General features: G+C 44.9%; 16 protein-coding genes. 9 read left to right on the top strand and 7 right to left on the bottom strand.

The genetic code is table 11. The features are described from left to right. Nucleotides 1–70 precede the first annotated feature (70 nt). The 5 genes from K6T22_RS09175 (at nucleotide 71) to K6T22_RS09155 (ending at nucleotide 3,954) form a co-directional block, all read left to right on the top strand. Complete coding sequence (locus K6T22_RS09175) at nucleotides 71–643, top strand: GNAT family N-acetyltransferase (RefSeq protein ID WP_238236508.1); 573 nt, start codon at nucleotides 71–73, stop codon at nucleotides 641–643. A gap of 80 nt (nucleotides 644–723) precedes the next feature. Then, a complete protein-coding gene (locus tag K6T22_RS09170; RefSeq protein ID WP_238236506.1) occupies nucleotides 724–1,830 on the top strand; it encodes a type I restriction endonuclease in 1,107 nt (368 codons plus the stop codon). Nucleotides 1,831–1,985: 155 nt separating this feature from the next. Beyond that, entirely contained in the window at nucleotides 1,986–2,204 is a 219-nt protein-coding gene (locus K6T22_RS09165; RefSeq protein ID WP_023468485.1) for an AbrB/MazE/SpoVT family DNA-binding domain-containing protein, read from the top strand. A 25-nt stretch (nucleotides 2,205–2,229) separates the two neighbouring features. Further along, nucleotides 2,230–2,730, top strand: coding sequence for a cation:proton antiporter regulatory subunit (locus tag K6T22_RS09160; protein ID WP_238236504.1), 501 nt, complete (start codon nucleotides 2,230–2,232; stop codon nucleotides 2,728–2,730). Between the two features lie 3 nt (nucleotides 2,731–2,733). Beyond that, complete coding sequence (locus tag K6T22_RS09155; protein ID WP_238236503.1) at nucleotides 2,734–3,954, top strand: cation:proton antiporter; 1,221 nt, start codon at nucleotides 2,734–2,736, stop codon at nucleotides 3,952–3,954. 53 nt (nucleotides 3,955–4,007) lie between these two features. Here K6T22_RS09155 and K6T22_RS09150 read toward each other — a convergent pair whose 3' ends face one another. Next, the gene (locus K6T22_RS09150; protein ID WP_238236502.1) at nucleotides 4,008–4,532 is read right to left on the bottom strand and encodes a dihydrofolate reductase family protein; all 525 of its coding nucleotides are present in this window, start codon (nucleotides 4,530–4,532) and stop codon (nucleotides 4,008–4,010) included. 82 nt (nucleotides 4,533–4,614) lie between these two features. Between K6T22_RS09150 and K6T22_RS09145 the strand changes: the two genes are divergently transcribed. Both K6T22_RS09145 and K6T22_RS09140 read left to right on the top strand, forming a co-directional pair. After that, entirely contained in the window at nucleotides 4,615–5,526 is a 912-nt protein-coding gene (locus tag K6T22_RS09145) for a helix-turn-helix transcriptional regulator (protein ID WP_238236501.1), read from the top strand. Between the two features lie 53 nt (nucleotides 5,527–5,579). Further along, nucleotides 5,580–7,595 carry a Na+/H+ antiporter gene (locus K6T22_RS09140; RefSeq protein ID WP_238236493.1) on the top strand — a complete coding sequence of 672 codons (2,016 nt, stop codon included), beginning with the start codon at nucleotides 5,580–5,582 and terminating at the stop codon, nucleotides 7,593–7,595. Between the two features lie 90 nt (nucleotides 7,596–7,685). Here the strand turns inward: K6T22_RS09140 and K6T22_RS09135 are convergent, their stop codons facing one another. Both K6T22_RS09135 and K6T22_RS09130 read right to left on the bottom strand, forming a co-directional pair. After that, nucleotides 7,686–8,129, bottom strand: a complete 444-nt coding sequence (locus tag K6T22_RS09135; protein ID WP_238236492.1) for an NUDIX hydrolase — start codon at nucleotides 8,127–8,129, stop codon at nucleotides 7,686–7,688. A 157-nt stretch (nucleotides 8,130–8,286) separates the two neighbouring features. Further along, nucleotides 8,287–9,702, bottom strand: coding sequence for an NAD-dependent succinate-semialdehyde dehydrogenase (locus K6T22_RS09130; RefSeq protein WP_238236489.1), 1,416 nt, complete (start codon nucleotides 9,700–9,702; stop codon nucleotides 8,287–8,289). A 193-nt stretch (nucleotides 9,703–9,895) separates the two neighbouring features. Here K6T22_RS09130 and K6T22_RS09125 point away from each other — a divergent pair, with 193 nt between their 5' ends. Then, nucleotides 9,896–11,143 (top strand): polysaccharide deacetylase family protein, encoded by a 1,248-nt coding sequence (locus tag K6T22_RS09125; protein WP_238236488.1) that lies wholly within the window; start codon nucleotides 9,896–9,898, stop codon nucleotides 11,141–11,143. Nucleotides 11,144–11,149: 6 nt separating this feature from the next. On the opposite strand, the gene K6T22_RS09120 is transcribed toward K6T22_RS09125, so the two are convergent. The 3 genes from K6T22_RS09120 to K6T22_RS09110 all read right to left on the bottom strand — a co-directional run bounded on the left by K6T22_RS09120 (nucleotide 11,150) and on the right by K6T22_RS09110 (nucleotide 13,828). After that, the gene (locus tag K6T22_RS09120; RefSeq protein WP_238236483.1) at nucleotides 11,150–12,175 is read right to left on the bottom strand and encodes a phosphotransferase enzyme family protein; all 1,026 of its coding nucleotides are present in this window, start codon (nucleotides 12,173–12,175) and stop codon (nucleotides 11,150–11,152) included. Nucleotides 12,176–12,200: 25 nt separating this feature from the next. Continuing rightward, nucleotides 12,201–12,998, bottom strand: coding sequence for an SDR family NAD(P)-dependent oxidoreductase (locus tag K6T22_RS09115; RefSeq protein ID WP_238236481.1), 798 nt, complete (start codon nucleotides 12,996–12,998; stop codon nucleotides 12,201–12,203). A 62-nt stretch (nucleotides 12,999–13,060) separates the two neighbouring features. Further along, a complete protein-coding gene (locus K6T22_RS09110; protein ID WP_238236479.1) occupies nucleotides 13,061–13,828 on the bottom strand; it encodes an SDR family NAD(P)-dependent oxidoreductase in 768 nt (255 codons plus the stop codon). A 118-nt stretch (nucleotides 13,829–13,946) separates the two neighbouring features. Between K6T22_RS09110 and K6T22_RS09105 the strand changes: the two genes are divergently transcribed. Further along, complete coding sequence (locus K6T22_RS09105; RefSeq protein ID WP_238236477.1) at nucleotides 13,947–14,576, top strand: hypothetical protein; 630 nt, start codon at nucleotides 13,947–13,949, stop codon at nucleotides 14,574–14,576. Here the strand turns inward: K6T22_RS09105 and K6T22_RS09100 are convergent. Continuing rightward, complete coding sequence (locus tag K6T22_RS09100; protein WP_238236475.1) at nucleotides 14,564–15,418, bottom strand: LysR family transcriptional regulator; 855 nt, start codon at nucleotides 15,416–15,418, stop codon at nucleotides 14,564–14,566. The genes K6T22_RS09105 and K6T22_RS09100 overlap by 13 nt on opposite strands. Between the last annotated feature and the right edge of the window lie 79 nt (nucleotides 15,419–15,497).

The raw sequence follows: 15,497 nt of genomic DNA, 5'->3' as shown, positions 1-15,497 counted from the left end.
CGTATATCTCTATACTTTTTTCTGAAGAGTGGGTATACTTGGAAAAAATCAAGGGAAGAAGGGTTCAATTATGTTATCAACGATTGATTTATATCAGGCATTACCCGTACTCGAAACGGAGCGACTCCGCTTACGTCCGGTTCGCATAGAAGATGCAACAGATATCTATGCCTATACAAAAGATGAGGAGACGGCGCGGTATGTCAGTTGGCATGCCCACAAGACACTTGCGGATTCCGAGCAATTCGTCAAACATATCCTTCGACAATACGAGCAAGGAAATCCGGCACCTTGGGCGATCGAAGACAAAACGAGCGGACGAGTCATCGGAACGATTGATTTCATCAAAGTCTCGTTTGAGCAACAGCAAGCTGAGCTCGGCTATGCGCTGTCGCGCGAGTACTGGGGGAAGGGTTTGATGCCGGAAGCAGCAGCGCGTCTTTTGCAGTACGGTTTTGAAACACTTGGACTCGAGCGCATTCAAGCCCGTTGTTTTGTTGCGAACGACGGATCCGCTCGTGTCATGGAAAAGATCGGCATGACGTTCGAAGGGGTCTCGCGAAGTGCTTTATTTGTTAAAGAGCGTTTCTGGGATTTAAAGATTTATGCGATTATAAGAGACGATTATATTAGAAGAAAATAATGGTTATTTTATTTTTTAAAAGGATAACTATTTATAATAGTGTATAATTAATACAACTAACATTTATGAGGAGTGAAAAAATGGAAAACTTCGCATTAGAAATTCGAAATATCTCTCAAAGAATTTATCAATTGAAAGATTCAATCTCTACTGAAGAAGCAACCAAAACTGCTCTAATTATGCCCTTTTTTCAAATGCTTGGATATGATGTCTTTAATCCTGCAGAGTTCACACCAGAATATATCGCGGATGTTGGTATTAAAAAGGGAGAAAAAGTAGATTATGCAATTATGGATCATGGAAAGCCAACAATCCTTATTGAAGCAAAATCTATAAAAGAACGTTTAACAAAACATGATTCTCAATTATTTAGATATTTCGGCACGACAAATGCAAAATTTGCGATACTAACTAATGGAGATGTTTATAGATTTTATACAGATTTAGAAACGCCTAATGTCATGGATTCAGTTCCATTTTTTGAGATTAAATTATCATCTATAAAAGATAGTGATATAAAAGAACTTCAAAAGTTTAAAAAACAAGAATTTAATGTTGATACAATTCTTTCTACTGCTGAAGAATTAAAATATTTAAATGCTATAAAGGATCAATTGAAAAGCATTTTAGAAATTCCAAGCGATGATTTTATAAAAATGTTGATACATGATTCGTATCAAGGAATTAAAACCCAAGCAGTAATTGACAAATTCAGACCTATAGTTCAAAAAGCTTTTAACCAATTTATAAATGAAAGTTTAAATGAAAAGCTTAAAAATGTTATCTCGGGTGAACAAGAATCGACATTAGAACCGATTGAAAAAAATATTGAGATTCAAGAAACAACTGAGATTCAAGATGATATTCCAATTCCTAGATCAATTGAAACTACACAAGAAGAAATTGAAGGATATGCTACAGTGAAAGTTTTATTAGGAACTGCAATTGATAAAAATAGAATTTTTTATCGTGATAATGCTAGTTATTTCAATATTCTTATTGATGATAGTAATAGGAAATGGATTTGTCGCCTTCATTTAAACTCTGTAAACAATAAGTACATCACTCTTCGAGATGAACCAAATGTTCGAAATAAAATAAAACATGTATATGAAATTGAAGACTATAAAGAACGATTAACAAAAATCGTTGAAGAGTTAATTAAACCAAAAATAATAAGTGAATAGGTACAAATGATTCTTTTGCATTCAAAACGAGTGCAAAAGAATTTTTTAATTCAAAGCAAAACACTCGGAATAAGTTTAGAACTATGTTATATTGGAAATAAGAAAAGTAAGGAAGTAAGGAATACAAGAAAAACACAGAAAGAAGGAAGTTCGTGATGGAGCTATCAAAGTTAACGTCAAAAGGACAGATCACCATCCCTAAAAAAATTCGGCAGGCCTTGCAAGTGGAGGAAGGAGATCGCGTGGCATTCATTGAGGAGGACGGGTTTGTCATAATGGCGAAAGCGGATTTGAAACAGCTGCATGACCTTCAAGATATATTGAGTGATGAGACATTCAAGACACTCATCCACAAAGCGAATCATCATTTGTAAAATCAAAAAAAGGAGGAACTAACAGATGGATATGCGCGAAGTAGACTTACCAGGAATCGGACGTAAGTTCGAAGGCATCACAACACGAGGAGATAAGGTGGTCGTCATCGTCCACGACGACGGACGCCGGGAGATGCATCATTATGATGACGACGATTTTGATGAGAGCATCTCGAGCGTGACATTTAATGACGCAGAAGCTCGTCAGATGGCAGGAATTCTCGGAGGATTATCCTATAAGCCGAAGGATCTTGAAAAGATTGAATTAGCATTTGATGATCTCGTCATCGAGTGGTTCAAAGTCGGTCAAGATTCAAAAGTCAACAATCGGACAATCGGAGAGCTCGATGTCCGCAACCAATATGACATCTCGATCATTGCAGTTTTAAAGCATGACCGTTCGAAATCGCTGAATCCGGGACCAGATACGCGTCTTGAATCTGGTGATACGATTGTCCTGTCAGGCGAACGTCAAAACATCCGTCACATCACGAAAGAATTATTCTCAATCGAAGGAGGCGGATAATATATGGATCATCTCATATTTGAAGTCGGTACCGCGCTTATCTTAGTGGCGATCGCGGCAGTGCTCGCGAACAGACTCAATTTCTCGATCATCCCGTTTCTGATCATCCTCGGGATGATTGTTGGACCGCACGCTCCGACAATCGGGATACTAGACTTCAAGTTCATTGAAAGTGCTGAATTCATCAGCTTCCTCGGGCGAATTGGCGTCCTGTTCCTCTTATTCTATCTCGGTCTCGAATTCTCGATCGGTAAGTTGATCCGGTCTGGAAAATCGATTGTTACGAGCGGAACGATTTATTTATCGATTAACTTTACCGGTGGTCTGTTGTATGGATTCATCGCCGGATTCCCTCTCTATGAAGTCCTCGTCATCGCCGGAATTATCACGATTTCTTCGAGTGCGATCGTTGCAAAAGTTCTCGTTGATCTTCGCCGGACCGGCAACACGGAGACGGAGCTCATTCTTGGAATCATCATGTTTGAAGATATCTTCCTCGCGGTCTACTTGTCGGTCTTATCAGGACTGCTTCTCGGTGGTGGTACGACATTGCTCGCGTCACTTACTTCAATTTTGATCGCCCTCGGCTATATGTTGCTGTTCTTCATCGTTGCTCGGAAAGCAACACCACTTTTGAATAAGATGCTAAAAATCGCTTCAGATGAAGTATTCATCATTGTCGTCTTTGCCGCACTGTTCTTCATCGCTGGTTTTTCAGAAACAATCCATGTCGCAGAAGCAATCGGAGCATTGTTACTCGGTCTTGTTTTCTCAGAAACCGATCAAGGGGAGCGCATCGAACATCTTGTCGTACCATTCCGTGATTTCTTCGGTGCGATCTTCTTCTTTAGTTTCGGATTGAGTATCGATCCGACGATGCTTCTTGACGCGGTCTGGCTCGCGCTCGGTGCCGTCGTTATCACGATCATCGGAAACTATGTCGCGGGAATGATTGCGGGCCGTAAAGCCGGATTATCGCATAAAGCATCTTCAAACATCGGCTTAACGATCGTCTCGCGTGGGGAGTTCTCGATCATCGTCGCGAATCTCGGAATCGCCGGTGGATTGATGGACATCTTGTCACCATTCTCGGCACTGTATGTTTTAATTCTCGCGATCCTCGGACCATTAATGACGAAGGAATCAAAACGGATTTACAACGTCATGAACAAAATCTTCAAATGGACGGAACCGAAAGAGAAAAAGGCAAAGAAAAATGCATAAGACGATGTAAACGAACAGCCAGTTCGGATTTCTCGAACTGGCTGTTGTTTTGTTTAAGTCAAGACATCATATGTCGCCATCAGGAATTGTCCCGATTGACGACTCTCCTTCAAGCGAAGTTTCGTCTCAACGGTTCCTTCTGGAAATAATGGGATACCCGTTCCAATAATGACAGGGGCAATCGCGAGTTCGATTGAACTGACACACTGTAAACGTAGCGCTTCTTGAATCAATTCGCCGCCACCGACGAGCCAAACTTTTCCATCAATTTTTGGTGTGATTCGCTCGAGTAATTGATCGAGCGGTTCATCGGTGAAGGTTACGGATTCGGACGTTCGTTGCGTTCGACTATAGATATAGCTCGGAATATCCGTGTACGGATACGTCTCACTGAGTTGAAGGACTTCATCATATGTTTTTCGACCCATAATAACAGCTCCGACTTGATCGTAAAACGCTTGGTATCCATTATCACCATCTCCAGCAACAGCAAAGAGCCAATCGAGTGAACCGTCTAGGCGAGCGATTTTTCCGTCGAGACTGCAAGCGATATAAAGTACAGTCGTAGGTTGAGACATGATAATTCCTCCTTTTGCATCGTGTGACTTCATCTTAGCGTATAATGACGACAAAAGATGTCGTCATTTAAGGAGGAAATGTATGAATACGAGACAATGGCGTCTAGTCCGTTATTTAAATCGAGGAGAACGCCTTTCCGCCCGAATACTGGCTGAAGAGTTCGACGTGTCGATCCGGACGATTCAACGAGACATGACGGTGCTTGCAGCCAATGGTTATCCGATCTATAGTGAACCGGGTGTGGCGGGCGGGTACCGGATGCTGCCACATCGGAACATGCCGCCGCTCGTCTTGACGGATGAAGAGACGATCGTCTTGTTCATCCTACTCGAATGGGTCGGGCAGATTCCCGATTTTCCGTTCGGTACAATTCGACAGGATGTCGCTGAACGCTATGCGAATGAGTTACCAACAATGACGGAACAACAAATTGCAAGGTGGCAAACGCGTTTTCGCTTTCAAGCGATCGATACACCACCGTCACCGCAAAATCCAGCGTTACTGGACCTGTTAGAGAGCGGACGGATGGGGAATATTCTGTATGAGACGACAACAGGTCAAAAGTCGATCGTAGTGGATCCAATCGGCTTATCGTTCGAACATAATCGTTGGTATTTTTATGGACGGACAGACCGTGGATTTCGTCAGTTCCGTGTCGATCGAGTTCTAAACGTATCGCTTCATGAGTTGCCAGCGAACGATTTGACCTTTTCTGATTTAGAACAGAACTTGACGGACGTACCGATGACGACGGTGAAACTGGAATTATCATCTTTAGGTGAGCGATTGCTAGAAGGGATTTTACCGACGCAATTTGAACGGACGTGGCAGATTCCGGTGACTGAACTGTCGTTTCTAGGACGCCAATTGATGCGGCTTGGTTCAGACGTTCGAGTCATAGAACCACAGGAACTCCGGGAACAATTGATTCGTCAAGCAGAAGAAATGATTGCTGTGCAACGGTCCGATAAGGCGTTCGGACAGGATCGTTAAAAAAACTATGTTAGGATATAGGTAGAAAGAAACAATAGAGGAAGGGGTCTTCCATGGAAACACTATCACTTATTTTATTGATGCTTGCGCTCATTTTACTGACACAAGTCATCGGACATTACATCCGCTTCATCCCAACGGCCTTGATTCAAATCATCGCCGGAACGGTCGCTGCGCTCTTGATGAGTGGCTTGACGATCGAGGTTGAATCGGAGTGGTTCCTCCTGTTATTCATTGCTCCGTTACTTTACAACGATAGTTCACACTTCCCGCGTGAAGATTTATGGAGGATGCGAACAGCAATCTTCGGAAATGCAATCATTCTCGTCTTGTTGACGACAATCGTCGGAGGATACTTCATCAACTGGTTGATTCCGGTCATTCCAGTGGCTGCTGCCTTTGCCTTAGCCGCAATTTTATCGCCGACGGATCCGATTGCTGTCAACGGGATTGCAAAACGTGTCCAGATTCCAGAACAGATTTTAACACTTGTTCGTGGAGAATCGCTGATCAATGATGCATCGGGATTAGTTGCGTTTAGTTACGCAGTTGCTGCTGTCGTAACAGGTTATTTCTCAATTCAGAGTGCGACGACAGAATTCTTTTATATGTTCTTCGTCGGAGCGTTGATCGGATTAATAATTTCACTCGCAATGAACTTTCTTAAGGTACGCTTGCGTCGAGCGGGTATTGAAGATGTCGTCTTCTACGCTTTACTCCAAATTCTGACACCATTTATCATCTTCTTCGTTGCCGAAGAAGGATTTCATGCATCAGGCGTCATTGCCGTCGTTACAGGTGGTATCTTACACGCCTTGATTAAAGAGCGAACAGAAACGTTCTTTGCACAAGAGCAAACGTTGACAGATAATATTTGGACGATGATCGCTTATACATTGAACGGGATCATTTTCTTGTTGCTCGGTTTAACATTACCTGAAGCAACACGCGAAATCTTTGCAGATGATGCCATCAACAACTGGCGTCTGATGTTGTATGTCATCGAGATTGGTTCGTTCATTCTCGCGATTCGTCTCGTTTGGACGATGTTTTTCAACTGGTTTGATCATCGGTTCTTCAAAAAAGAAGATCGGGATCACCGTCGACCGTCCTTTAAACAAGATTTGATTACAACACTGGTTGGTGTTCGCGGAACGATCACGATGGTCGGGGTCTTGTCGTTACCATTTTTGACGGAGTCTGGCGAAGCTTTCCCGGAACGTTCGCTAATCATTTTCCTTGCGGCGGGTGTCATCATCTACACGCTCGTTCTTGCGACCATTCTCTTACCGGTCTTGAACCGTGGTGAGGCGGCAACACCAATTGCACTCGACTTAAACGCACAGAAACAGCGGATGATTCGTCGTGCGATTTCAGAAATCAAACAAGTGACGGACGAAGACAATGCGGTCGTTGCGTTTGATTTACTCAATGAGTACCACGTGATGCTTCGGTTGCTGCGAGCGCAAGAAAAAAGTCAAGAAGAACTCGATCAATTCAATAATCAATTAAAAGCACTTCGTCTTGAAGCCGTCCAGTGGGAAAAGGAAGAATCAAAACGTTTCGTCGCTGAGCACAAGGTGCCGGATCTGCTGAAAAAGGATGTCTTCCGCTCGATTGAAAATCGTCGCAAAGCAATCGGCAAGGATTCGCGCTTCCAAATCGTCCAGCCGATCCGTAAATTGTGGTGGAAACGGAAACGATCGAATATGTCGTCTGATGCGTTGATTCAAATGACGCAAGTCGAGCACGAACTGTATGAAAAGGTAATGGGCACAGTGATCGAACGTCTCGAGAATTGCCGCTCATCGTACCCACCAGACGTCGTTCAAAGTGTGCTCGAGTTCTATAAACGACTTCGCTTCAAACATACGCGGTGGTCGTCACCAATCGGTGGCAAGGACGTCGATCAACAGAAGGAAGAGCTCTGTCTGAAAGCAATCGAAGTCCAGCGTCTTGAAATCGCCAATATGTCGAAAGAAGGGGATCTCTCGAACGAGGAGGAGAAGGAATTACGCCGCTTTATTCACTATATCGAGAGCGTCGTTCTCTATGAATACGTGGAATAACGACTAGGTTGTTTGTTTTCAAAAAGGATAGTAAGCAATAAAGTAGGTGTACGTTTTCTCTGAAGAGAATCGTGCACCTTTTGTTTCGATTTAAATTGATTTTAGCGTTTTTTGGACTGCCCAGCGTTGATGTGCGTGGAATAATCCTTCTATCGCAGAAAGGGGATCAATCCATATTAGATGATGATCGTCTTCGATTGGGTCATGTATGTTTTGTCCAGCATGACAATGATAAAAATACCCTTCATTTAAGTAATACGTCGTTTCATTTTGCGAATAGAAATATTGACTTGCCTGTCCGATGAAATCATTGATTTCGACCTCCATTCCCGTTTCTTCTAGGACTTCTCTTCTGAGGCAATCGTCGTGTGTCTCGTGTGCCTCGATTCCTCCGCCCGGCAGAAAGGATTTGCCGTCACTTTTTTGAATGACAGCTATTTTGTCTAACTGACGATCGAACATTACAGCGTAGACAGCCGGTCTTGTTATGTAGCATTGATTATTTTCTTTCTGCCCAAAGGTGATGACATCCACTCTTCAACCGCTCCTTTTCCTAAAATCGTTTGAATTCAATCATACCTTAAAAATAGTATGCAAGCATGAGCCATACAAAAACCCCCTCATTTCACGCAAGAAATGAGGGGTGACCTATGAGTAGAGATAGTTCGTTTCAAACGCGTCGCTAAATCGATTAACCGAGTGACAAGTATTTGACTTCGAGATAATCTTCGATGCCGTAGACGCCACCTTCACGGCCAAGACCACTCTCTTTATAACCACCAAATGGAGCTTGTGCAGCAGATGGTGCACCATCGTTTAGACCGACGATTCCGTATTCGAGTCGTTTTCCGAGCAGCAACGCTTCATCGATGCGTTCTGAGAACGCGTAAGCTGCAAGTCCGTATGGTGTGTTGTTTGCCCGTTCGATAACTTCATCGAGTGTCTCAAAAACAGAGATCGGTGCGAGCGGACCAAACGTTTCTTCCTGCATGCAGAGCATGTCTTCTGTGACATTCGCAAGTACCGTTGGTGTAACGAAATGACCGACTGATTCGTCAATCGTACCACCTGTCAGAATTGTTGCGCCTTTTGCGACAGCGTCATCGATGTGCGCTTTGACTTTTGCGACAGCTTTTGCGTTGATCAATGGACCAACTGTCGAGTCAGCGTCCATGCCGTTACCGACTTGCAATTGTTTGACGGCAGTTGTGAATTTTTCCGTAAACTCGTCAAGGACCGATGCTTGCACATAGAAACGGTTCGTCGCGACACAGGCTTGACCACCGTTGCGGAATTTCGAGCGCATCGCGCCTTCAACGGCTTTGTCGAGATCCGCATTTTCTGTGACGATGAATGGTGCATGTCCACCGAGTTCAAGTGATAGTTTTTTCATCGTATCGGCTGCTTGACGCATGATCAATTTTCCAACGGCTGTTGAACCTGTGAACGTGATTTTGCGAACACGGGAATCGGTTTGCCAAACACCACTGATCGTTGCAGCGTCACCTGTTAAGACGTTGATGACACCTTTAGGGATACCTGCTTCTTCTGCTAGTTCAACGAGGCGAAGTGCTGTAAACGGTGTCTCTTCTGACGGTTTAAGGACAATTGTACAACCTGCTGCAAGAGCCGGTGCGAGTTTACGTGTGATCATCGCTGCCGGGAAGTTCCATGGTGTGATCGCTGCGACGACACCGACTGGTTCTTTTTCGACGAAGAGTCGTTTCCCAGGAACAGAAGCAGGAATCGTTTCACCGTAAATCCGACGTGCTTCTTCAGCGTACCACCGGACGTATTGATTACCGTAATCGACTTCGCCGAGCGCTTCGACGTACGGTTTCCCTTGTTCCGTTGTCATGATGCGGGCGAGTTCCTCGCGGTGTTCGTTGATCAAGCGGTACCACGCGTCAACCAAGTTCGCTCGTGTATCTGCTGTTTCGTTTGACCACTTAACAAATGCCTCGCTCGCTGCGTCAACAGAACGTTGCGCGTCTTCCGCTGAGCTTGCTGGAACATGTCCGAGCAACGTTTTTGTTGCTGGGTCGTAGACCGGAATTGTTTCTGTTGTGTCATACCATTCACCATTAATTAAGTTCTTTTCAATCATGTTATTGCACCTCCGTGAATTTCATTACGTCCTTCATTAAACACCTTAAGACGAATAAGCGGAAGTTCCGCTTTGGATGGGCAGTCATAACGAAACGGAATGACTTAGAAAAGTAGTTAATCGACTGAATAATCGGGAATAGTTAAAATAAATGGAAATGAAAACGTCAAAGTTAATGAAGGAGTCGAAAGTCATGAAACGTAAATGGATCATTGGTGGTGTGGCGCTGAGCCTTCTACTAAGTGGATGTGGGGAAAAAGAAGTCGTTGAGAAAAGGTCGGAAAAACCACGAGAAACCGAACAAAAAAGACAAGCTTCGCAACAGGAATACATAGAAAAAGCGATGCAGCGTGCCGAGCACTACGCTGCCCAGTACGATTATGACCGAGCGATCAAGGTGTTAAAGCCTCTTCGGACAAAAGAGACAATCCAGAAGACGGAAGAATATGAACAGGCGAAGCAGTCGCTTGTCACTGTAGCAAAACCGGTCCCACACCTCTTTTTCCATTCTTTGATTGCTGATCCAAAACAAGCATTCGATGACGACCGGAAGGAAGCAGGGTACGATGATTATATGGTGACGCAACAGGAATTCGAACGGATATTAGACGCCTTATACAAAAAAGGCTACGTACTCGTCCGACCGACTGATTTAGCAAAAGACGTACAAGGCAAAATCGTTGAGACACCGATTCGTTTACCAAAAGGAAAACAGCCACTCGTGCTGTCGCAGGATGACGTCAATTATTACGAATACATGGAAGGGGATGGATTTGCGAAGAATTTAAAAGTGAAGGACGGCAAAATCGTCAATACGATGGTCGGAAAGCCCGATGGTGCCTATGATCTCGTACCAATCGTCGATGCGTTCGTACAGTCTCATCCTGACTTTTCGTATAAAGGCGCGAAAGGGTTACTCGGCATCACAGGCTATAACGGAGTGCTCGGGTATCGTTCTTCTTATAATCAATACGGGCACAATGAAAAGGTCGAAACGGCACGAAAACAAGCGAAGCAGACCGCCGTCGCATTAAACAATGACGGCTGGCAGTTCGCGAGTCATACGTACGGACATATTTGGGTCGGAAAAGAGTCAGTTCCTACGATCCGTGCCGATTTAAAACGCTATAAACAGGACGTAGAACCATTGATCGGAAAAACAACGCAACTGATTTATCCGTACGGCAGTGACGTTGGAGATTGGCACGATTATTCGGGTGAGAAATATCGTTTGCTCATTGATAGTGGGTTCCGCTATTTCTTTAATGTTGATGCGAGTCAACATGCGTGGAAACAAGTTGGTCCCGACTACTTCCGCCAAGCTCGGATCAACGTGGACGGAATTCGATTACGTCAAGCTGTTGCTGGAAAGACGAGTGTACTCGATCCGTTCTTTGATGCGAAAGAAGTCTTTGATTCAGCACGGCCAGAACGGAAATAACATGGTTCATCTAGCTAATAGTGAGATGAGAGCTTTTCCTCTTTGACGATAACGTTCTAGATGATTGCTCAATTCCTCGCTTGAAACGATAGAATCAGATAAAAGCTTGAATGTTTGTTGAACGAAATGGAAATTGAAACAGCCAGAAAGCCAGAGTAAGGATTCAAGTCGAACAAAATCATCGTGATTAAAACACTTCATGTCATAGTTTTCTAAAATCGTTTGCGCTAGTTCAGGAGACACGTTAAAAGAATGAATCCCTTCATTCCGTGCATACCATTTAAGGATCCATGCGAGATCTTGTATACGATCAGAGTAACTAATATGTTCGTGATCAACGATTCCGACGATATGATCGTTCTTCCATAAAATATTTAGTGGATTGAGGTCTGTTGATAAAACAGGTGACAGATCGTTCTTCGACCTGCGTTGTGCTTGATAGATATGAAACTGGACGAGATCAAGATAATTACTTAAATTTTGTTGATCTATTGAAGCGATGGTAGTGTCCTCTTTTGATAAATCATGAAGCCATTTTCGGTAGGCGACGGTATGATCGACGACAGGAAATGAAAATTGTAAATCGACCGGTATATCATGTAGCTGCCTAAGCAACGCACCAATTTTTGACGCTGATGAGTTGGTTTGTGCAGTAACATGTGTGCCGTCTATCCAATCAAAAAGGACACAGTGCCACTCTCGACCAGTATCATCTTGAATTGTTGAAAATGTACTTGAGTCAGTTGTCGGTTGGACGCGTTTCATGAAGGGAAGTCCATGTTCACGCATCCTATCAGTTACGAGTAATTGCTGATTCAAATCTGATGCAGAGGCAAGGTGTGTCTCAGATCTATATCGGTCATCCGCAAGAAGGCGTAAGGAATAAACGTTATCATCACAGGTTATTCGATAATGTCTGTCACCATGAATTCCAAAAGTCGATAAAGAGACTGAACGATCATTAGCAGAATCATACGAAATCCCAAATCTTGATAAGGCAATCGAAATCAATTGGTTGTCTTCAGGACACATAGTTCACGCTCCTCTAATGTATATCTTAAAACGGTAACGGCTGCGTCCCGTCCTGATCCGTAAATTGATACGTCTTCGCAAGGTCTGCAACAAAGACCGCTTGCCCAGAGTAACGGCTAACGTCGTCATCCGCCAACAGCGCTGCAACAGCGCGTCCGATATAAGTCGTCGATTCAGTCGCGGCACTCGCGAATCCGGCATCAACGACTCGTTCCGTCCGCATGAAACCAGGGCAGAGCGCAATGACGGAGATATTCGTTTGATATAACTCATGCGCCATGACGTGCGTCATTCGATTGATGGTTTGCATCGCTAAATCATAATAGAGATTTCCGGCCATTTGATCTGGAGCGAATGACGTCAGATTGACGACGAGCGCAGCTGGACTCTGTAGTAGTAACGGCATCGCAGCGCGAATCGTCCACACGTACGCTTTCGGTCCGGCAGACATCATCGCGTCCCAATGTTCCAGTGGTCGCTCCCAAAACCGTCGACCGGTTCCAGACGGCAAGTGGCTTTCCGAACCACCGAACACACAATTGACGAGGAGGTCGATTCGACCATGTCGGTGCTGGATCTGCTGAATCAGACGGTCGATGTCCGTTTGAGTCGTATGGTCACAAACGACAGGGATGCCAAGTCCGCCGCATGCCGTGACACCAGCAGCTGTCTCCTCGATCGTCTCGCTTCGATTGTCCGTCGTCTGTTCGTTCGTACTTCGTCCCGTGACGTAGACGATCATTTCGGCGTCACCTAAAGCATAAGCGATGCCACGACCGGCACCCCGGGAGGCACCAGCGACAAGTGCAACACGTTTTGACATGATGAAGCTCCTTTCAGATATGAGAAGACAGATGGGCAGATGCGCATCCGTCTCTTTTGTCTTTAAAAACCTTTAATCGTCATCCCGCCATCGACATAAAGCGTTTGTCCCGTCACGTAACGGGCAGCTGCAGACGATAAGAAGACAGCTGGACCAACGAGCTCTTCTAATTCACCGACCCGACCGAGTGGTGTCACGTCGACGATCTCTTGCAGGTATGTAGGATCTTTTAGTAAGGGTTCCGTTAGCGGCGTCTTAAAATACCATGGTCCGATCGCATTGACACGAATGTTTCGTGGTCCCCATTCAAGTGCCAGTACTTTCGTCATCTGAATCATCGCTGCTTTCGTCGTCGCATATACGACGCCGGTTCGTAAGGCGACGTGCCCCGCGACCGAGGCGATATTGAGAATACTTCCACCTGTATCTTGCATCCGTTTCCCGATTTCTTGAGCAAAGAAGAAGGCGGATTTCAGATTGGTCTGTTGGATCGTTTCCCACTCGTCTTCCGTTACATCGAGTGCCTTTGAGCGAATGTTCATTCCAGCGTTGTTGACGAGCCCATCGATCTGCGGTACTTGTTCATAAGCTCGAGCTACCGTCTCGACGACTTGTTTTCGGTCAGTGATGTCACACGGGAAGATGTAAGCCGTTCGACCGAGTCGTTCGATTTCTTGTGCCGTCTCCTTCAAATCCTGTTCCGTCCGGGCGACGAGAATGATGTCGGCACCGGCTTCTGCCATCCCAATGGCGAGCGCACGCCCGATACCTCGCCCAGCTCCTGTGATGAGAAATGTCTGATTCGTTAACGAAAAACTTGGAAGATACATGAGGTCACGTCCTTTAAATGAGAGTCACCATTTACTCTAATGAAAAATTGACTGAAAAGAAAGAAAAATCATTCCGTACTAGAGTATAGATGGTAAAATATTGAAAAGGAGGGATGGGATGAAACGTGGTTTAGTTGTGACATTATGTATAGCACTCGTGAGTCTTTTAGCGATTCAACTGGTCGGTACGGAAGTTTACCGCTATTTCTTTTATGATCCGGCAACCTATCAAGCCCGATTCATAGTTGATGGAGGGGGAAAAGAAGAAGGGGCACCGACCAAACAAAAAATGGATATCCAAAGCAGGGGATTTGCGGATAAAGACGCATTAGGAGTTGCTACCTTTTACGGTGTCGTCGGTCTTGTCATACTACTGATTATCTTTTTCAGTGTACGTTACTTCTTGAAGCGTTGGCGAAAACGACACAAACGAGAGAATGTAGTCGATGATTTAATGGATCCACCGCCGCTGTTTACTCCAAAGCGTTTGACGAAACAAACACTTGTCGGGGAAGAATCTGAGTCAGAGATTCGCCGGCTTTTGCAAATGTTCGATCGGCAGCTGACACGACAAAAACGCCGCCGCTCTGAAGAGACGGTCGGCGAATGGTTACAACGGATTGATGTCACGCTCGATCCGTCAATCTATCATCTCGTCCGGTACGGCGAGACACCGGATTCGGCGATTTCGCAAGAGCAGGTCGATGACTTAAGGAATGAACTACAAGTGCATCTTCAGCGCGACTGACCGAGTAAGTCAAGCAGGGTGGCGTGATGGGAAGCATCTCGTGAGACGAGCGACAATTCACGAACGACATCAAACCCATCGACCGGTAACGTCTTGATTTCAGGTGATAGTCCATCTTGAAAAATCTCCGGTAACATGGCGATGCCAAGCCCGGCGCGGATGAAACCGAGGACGCTTGACCCGAATTCCATCTCATTTTCTGCCTGATAGACGGCACCTCGTTCGATGAACGCGTCTTTTAAAATGTTCGTCGAATCGCAATCAATCGGGAGCGATAAGAAAGAGGCATCTCGAATTTGATCAAACGAAACCGACGTACAGTTCGTGAATCGTTCATCGTCTTGATGCACATAAAGCAAAAAGTTCTCCGTATACAAATGTGTCGTATGATACGGATGGACATGATGACGATCGTCGAGTAAAACAGCATCGTATCGGCGTTCTTCAAGACCTTGCATCAAATCGATTGTCGTATGAGCCGTCTTCAACTTGAGGTCAGGTGCCGTCGCCTGACGCGAGACGTGACGCGGTAAATATGTCATCGCGACGCTCGGCCATGATCCGAGCGTTAAAGTCGTCCGTTCGTCGATCGTACCAATCCGCCGTTTCATCTGATCAATTCGGTCAAGCAGTTCACGACTCTCTTCAAATACGATTTCGCCTGCGGGTGTCAACGTGACACCATGTGCTGATCGATGTAACAGCGAGACTTCGAGCGCACTCTCAAGACTCTTGATTTGTTTACTTAATGCTGGTTGTGTCATATGCAGTACTTCACTTGCTTTCGTCAGGCTCCCGGTCTCCGCAGTGACGAGAAATGCTTCCATCCATTCGGTCTTCATTGGTTCACGCTCTTTTCATACAGGTTGTCTAGAACGTACGTCATTTTAGCGCCTCTGACAATCAATTTGCATTATCAAA

Origin of the sequence: Exiguobacterium acetylicum, from assembly GCF_022170825.1 — a bacterium.
Lineage (GTDB): Bacteria > Bacillota > Bacilli > Exiguobacteriales > Exiguobacteriaceae > Exiguobacterium_A > Exiguobacterium_A acetylicum_B.
This window is presented reverse-complemented; position numbering and strand designations above follow the sequence as displayed.

What these genes read in the sequence shown, in the direction of transcription:
- K6T22_RS09175 (WP_238236508.1), top strand. Translation starts at nt 71, where the DNA reads ATGTTATCAACGATTGATTTATATCAGGCATTACCCGTACTCGAAACG.
- K6T22_RS09170 (WP_238236506.1), top strand. Translation starts at nt 724, where the DNA reads ATGGAAAACTTCGCATTAGAAATTCGAAATATCTCTCAAAGAATTTAT.
- K6T22_RS09165 (WP_023468485.1), top strand. Translation starts at nt 1,986, where the DNA reads ATGGAGCTATCAAAGTTAACGTCAAAAGGACAGATCACCATCCCTAAA.
- K6T22_RS09160 (WP_238236504.1), top strand. Translation starts at nt 2,230, where the DNA reads ATGGATATGCGCGAAGTAGACTTACCAGGAATCGGACGTAAGTTCGAA.
- K6T22_RS09155 (WP_238236503.1), top strand. Translation starts at nt 2,734, where the DNA reads ATGGATCATCTCATATTTGAAGTCGGTACCGCGCTTATCTTAGTGGCG.
- K6T22_RS09150 (WP_238236502.1), bottom strand. Translation starts at nt 4,532, where the DNA reads ATGTCTCAACCTACGACTGTACTTTATATCGCTTGCAGTCTCGACGGA.
- K6T22_RS09145 (WP_238236501.1), top strand. Translation starts at nt 4,615, where the DNA reads ATGAATACGAGACAATGGCGTCTAGTCCGTTATTTAAATCGAGGAGAA.
- K6T22_RS09140 (WP_238236493.1), top strand. Translation starts at nt 5,580, where the DNA reads ATGGAAACACTATCACTTATTTTATTGATGCTTGCGCTCATTTTACTG.
- K6T22_RS09130 (WP_238236489.1), bottom strand. Translation starts at nt 9,702, where the DNA reads ATGATTGAAAAGAACTTAATTAATGGTGAATGGTATGACACAACAGAA.
- K6T22_RS09125 (WP_238236488.1), top strand. Translation starts at nt 9,896, where the DNA reads ATGAAACGTAAATGGATCATTGGTGGTGTGGCGCTGAGCCTTCTACTA.
- K6T22_RS09120 (WP_238236483.1), bottom strand. Translation starts at nt 12,175, where the DNA reads ATGTGTCCTGAAGACAACCAATTGATTTCGATTGCCTTATCAAGATTT.
- K6T22_RS09115 (WP_238236481.1), bottom strand. Translation starts at nt 12,998, where the DNA reads ATGTCAAAACGTGTTGCACTTGTCGCTGGTGCCTCCCGGGGTGCCGGT.
- K6T22_RS09110 (WP_238236479.1), bottom strand. Translation starts at nt 13,828, where the DNA reads ATGTATCTTCCAAGTTTTTCGTTAACGAATCAGACATTTCTCATCACA.
- K6T22_RS09105 (WP_238236477.1), top strand. Translation starts at nt 13,947, where the DNA reads ATGAAACGTGGTTTAGTTGTGACATTATGTATAGCACTCGTGAGTCTT.
- K6T22_RS09100 (WP_238236475.1), bottom strand. Translation starts at nt 15,418, where the DNA reads ATGAAGACCGAATGGATGGAAGCATTTCTCGTCACTGCGGAGACCGGG.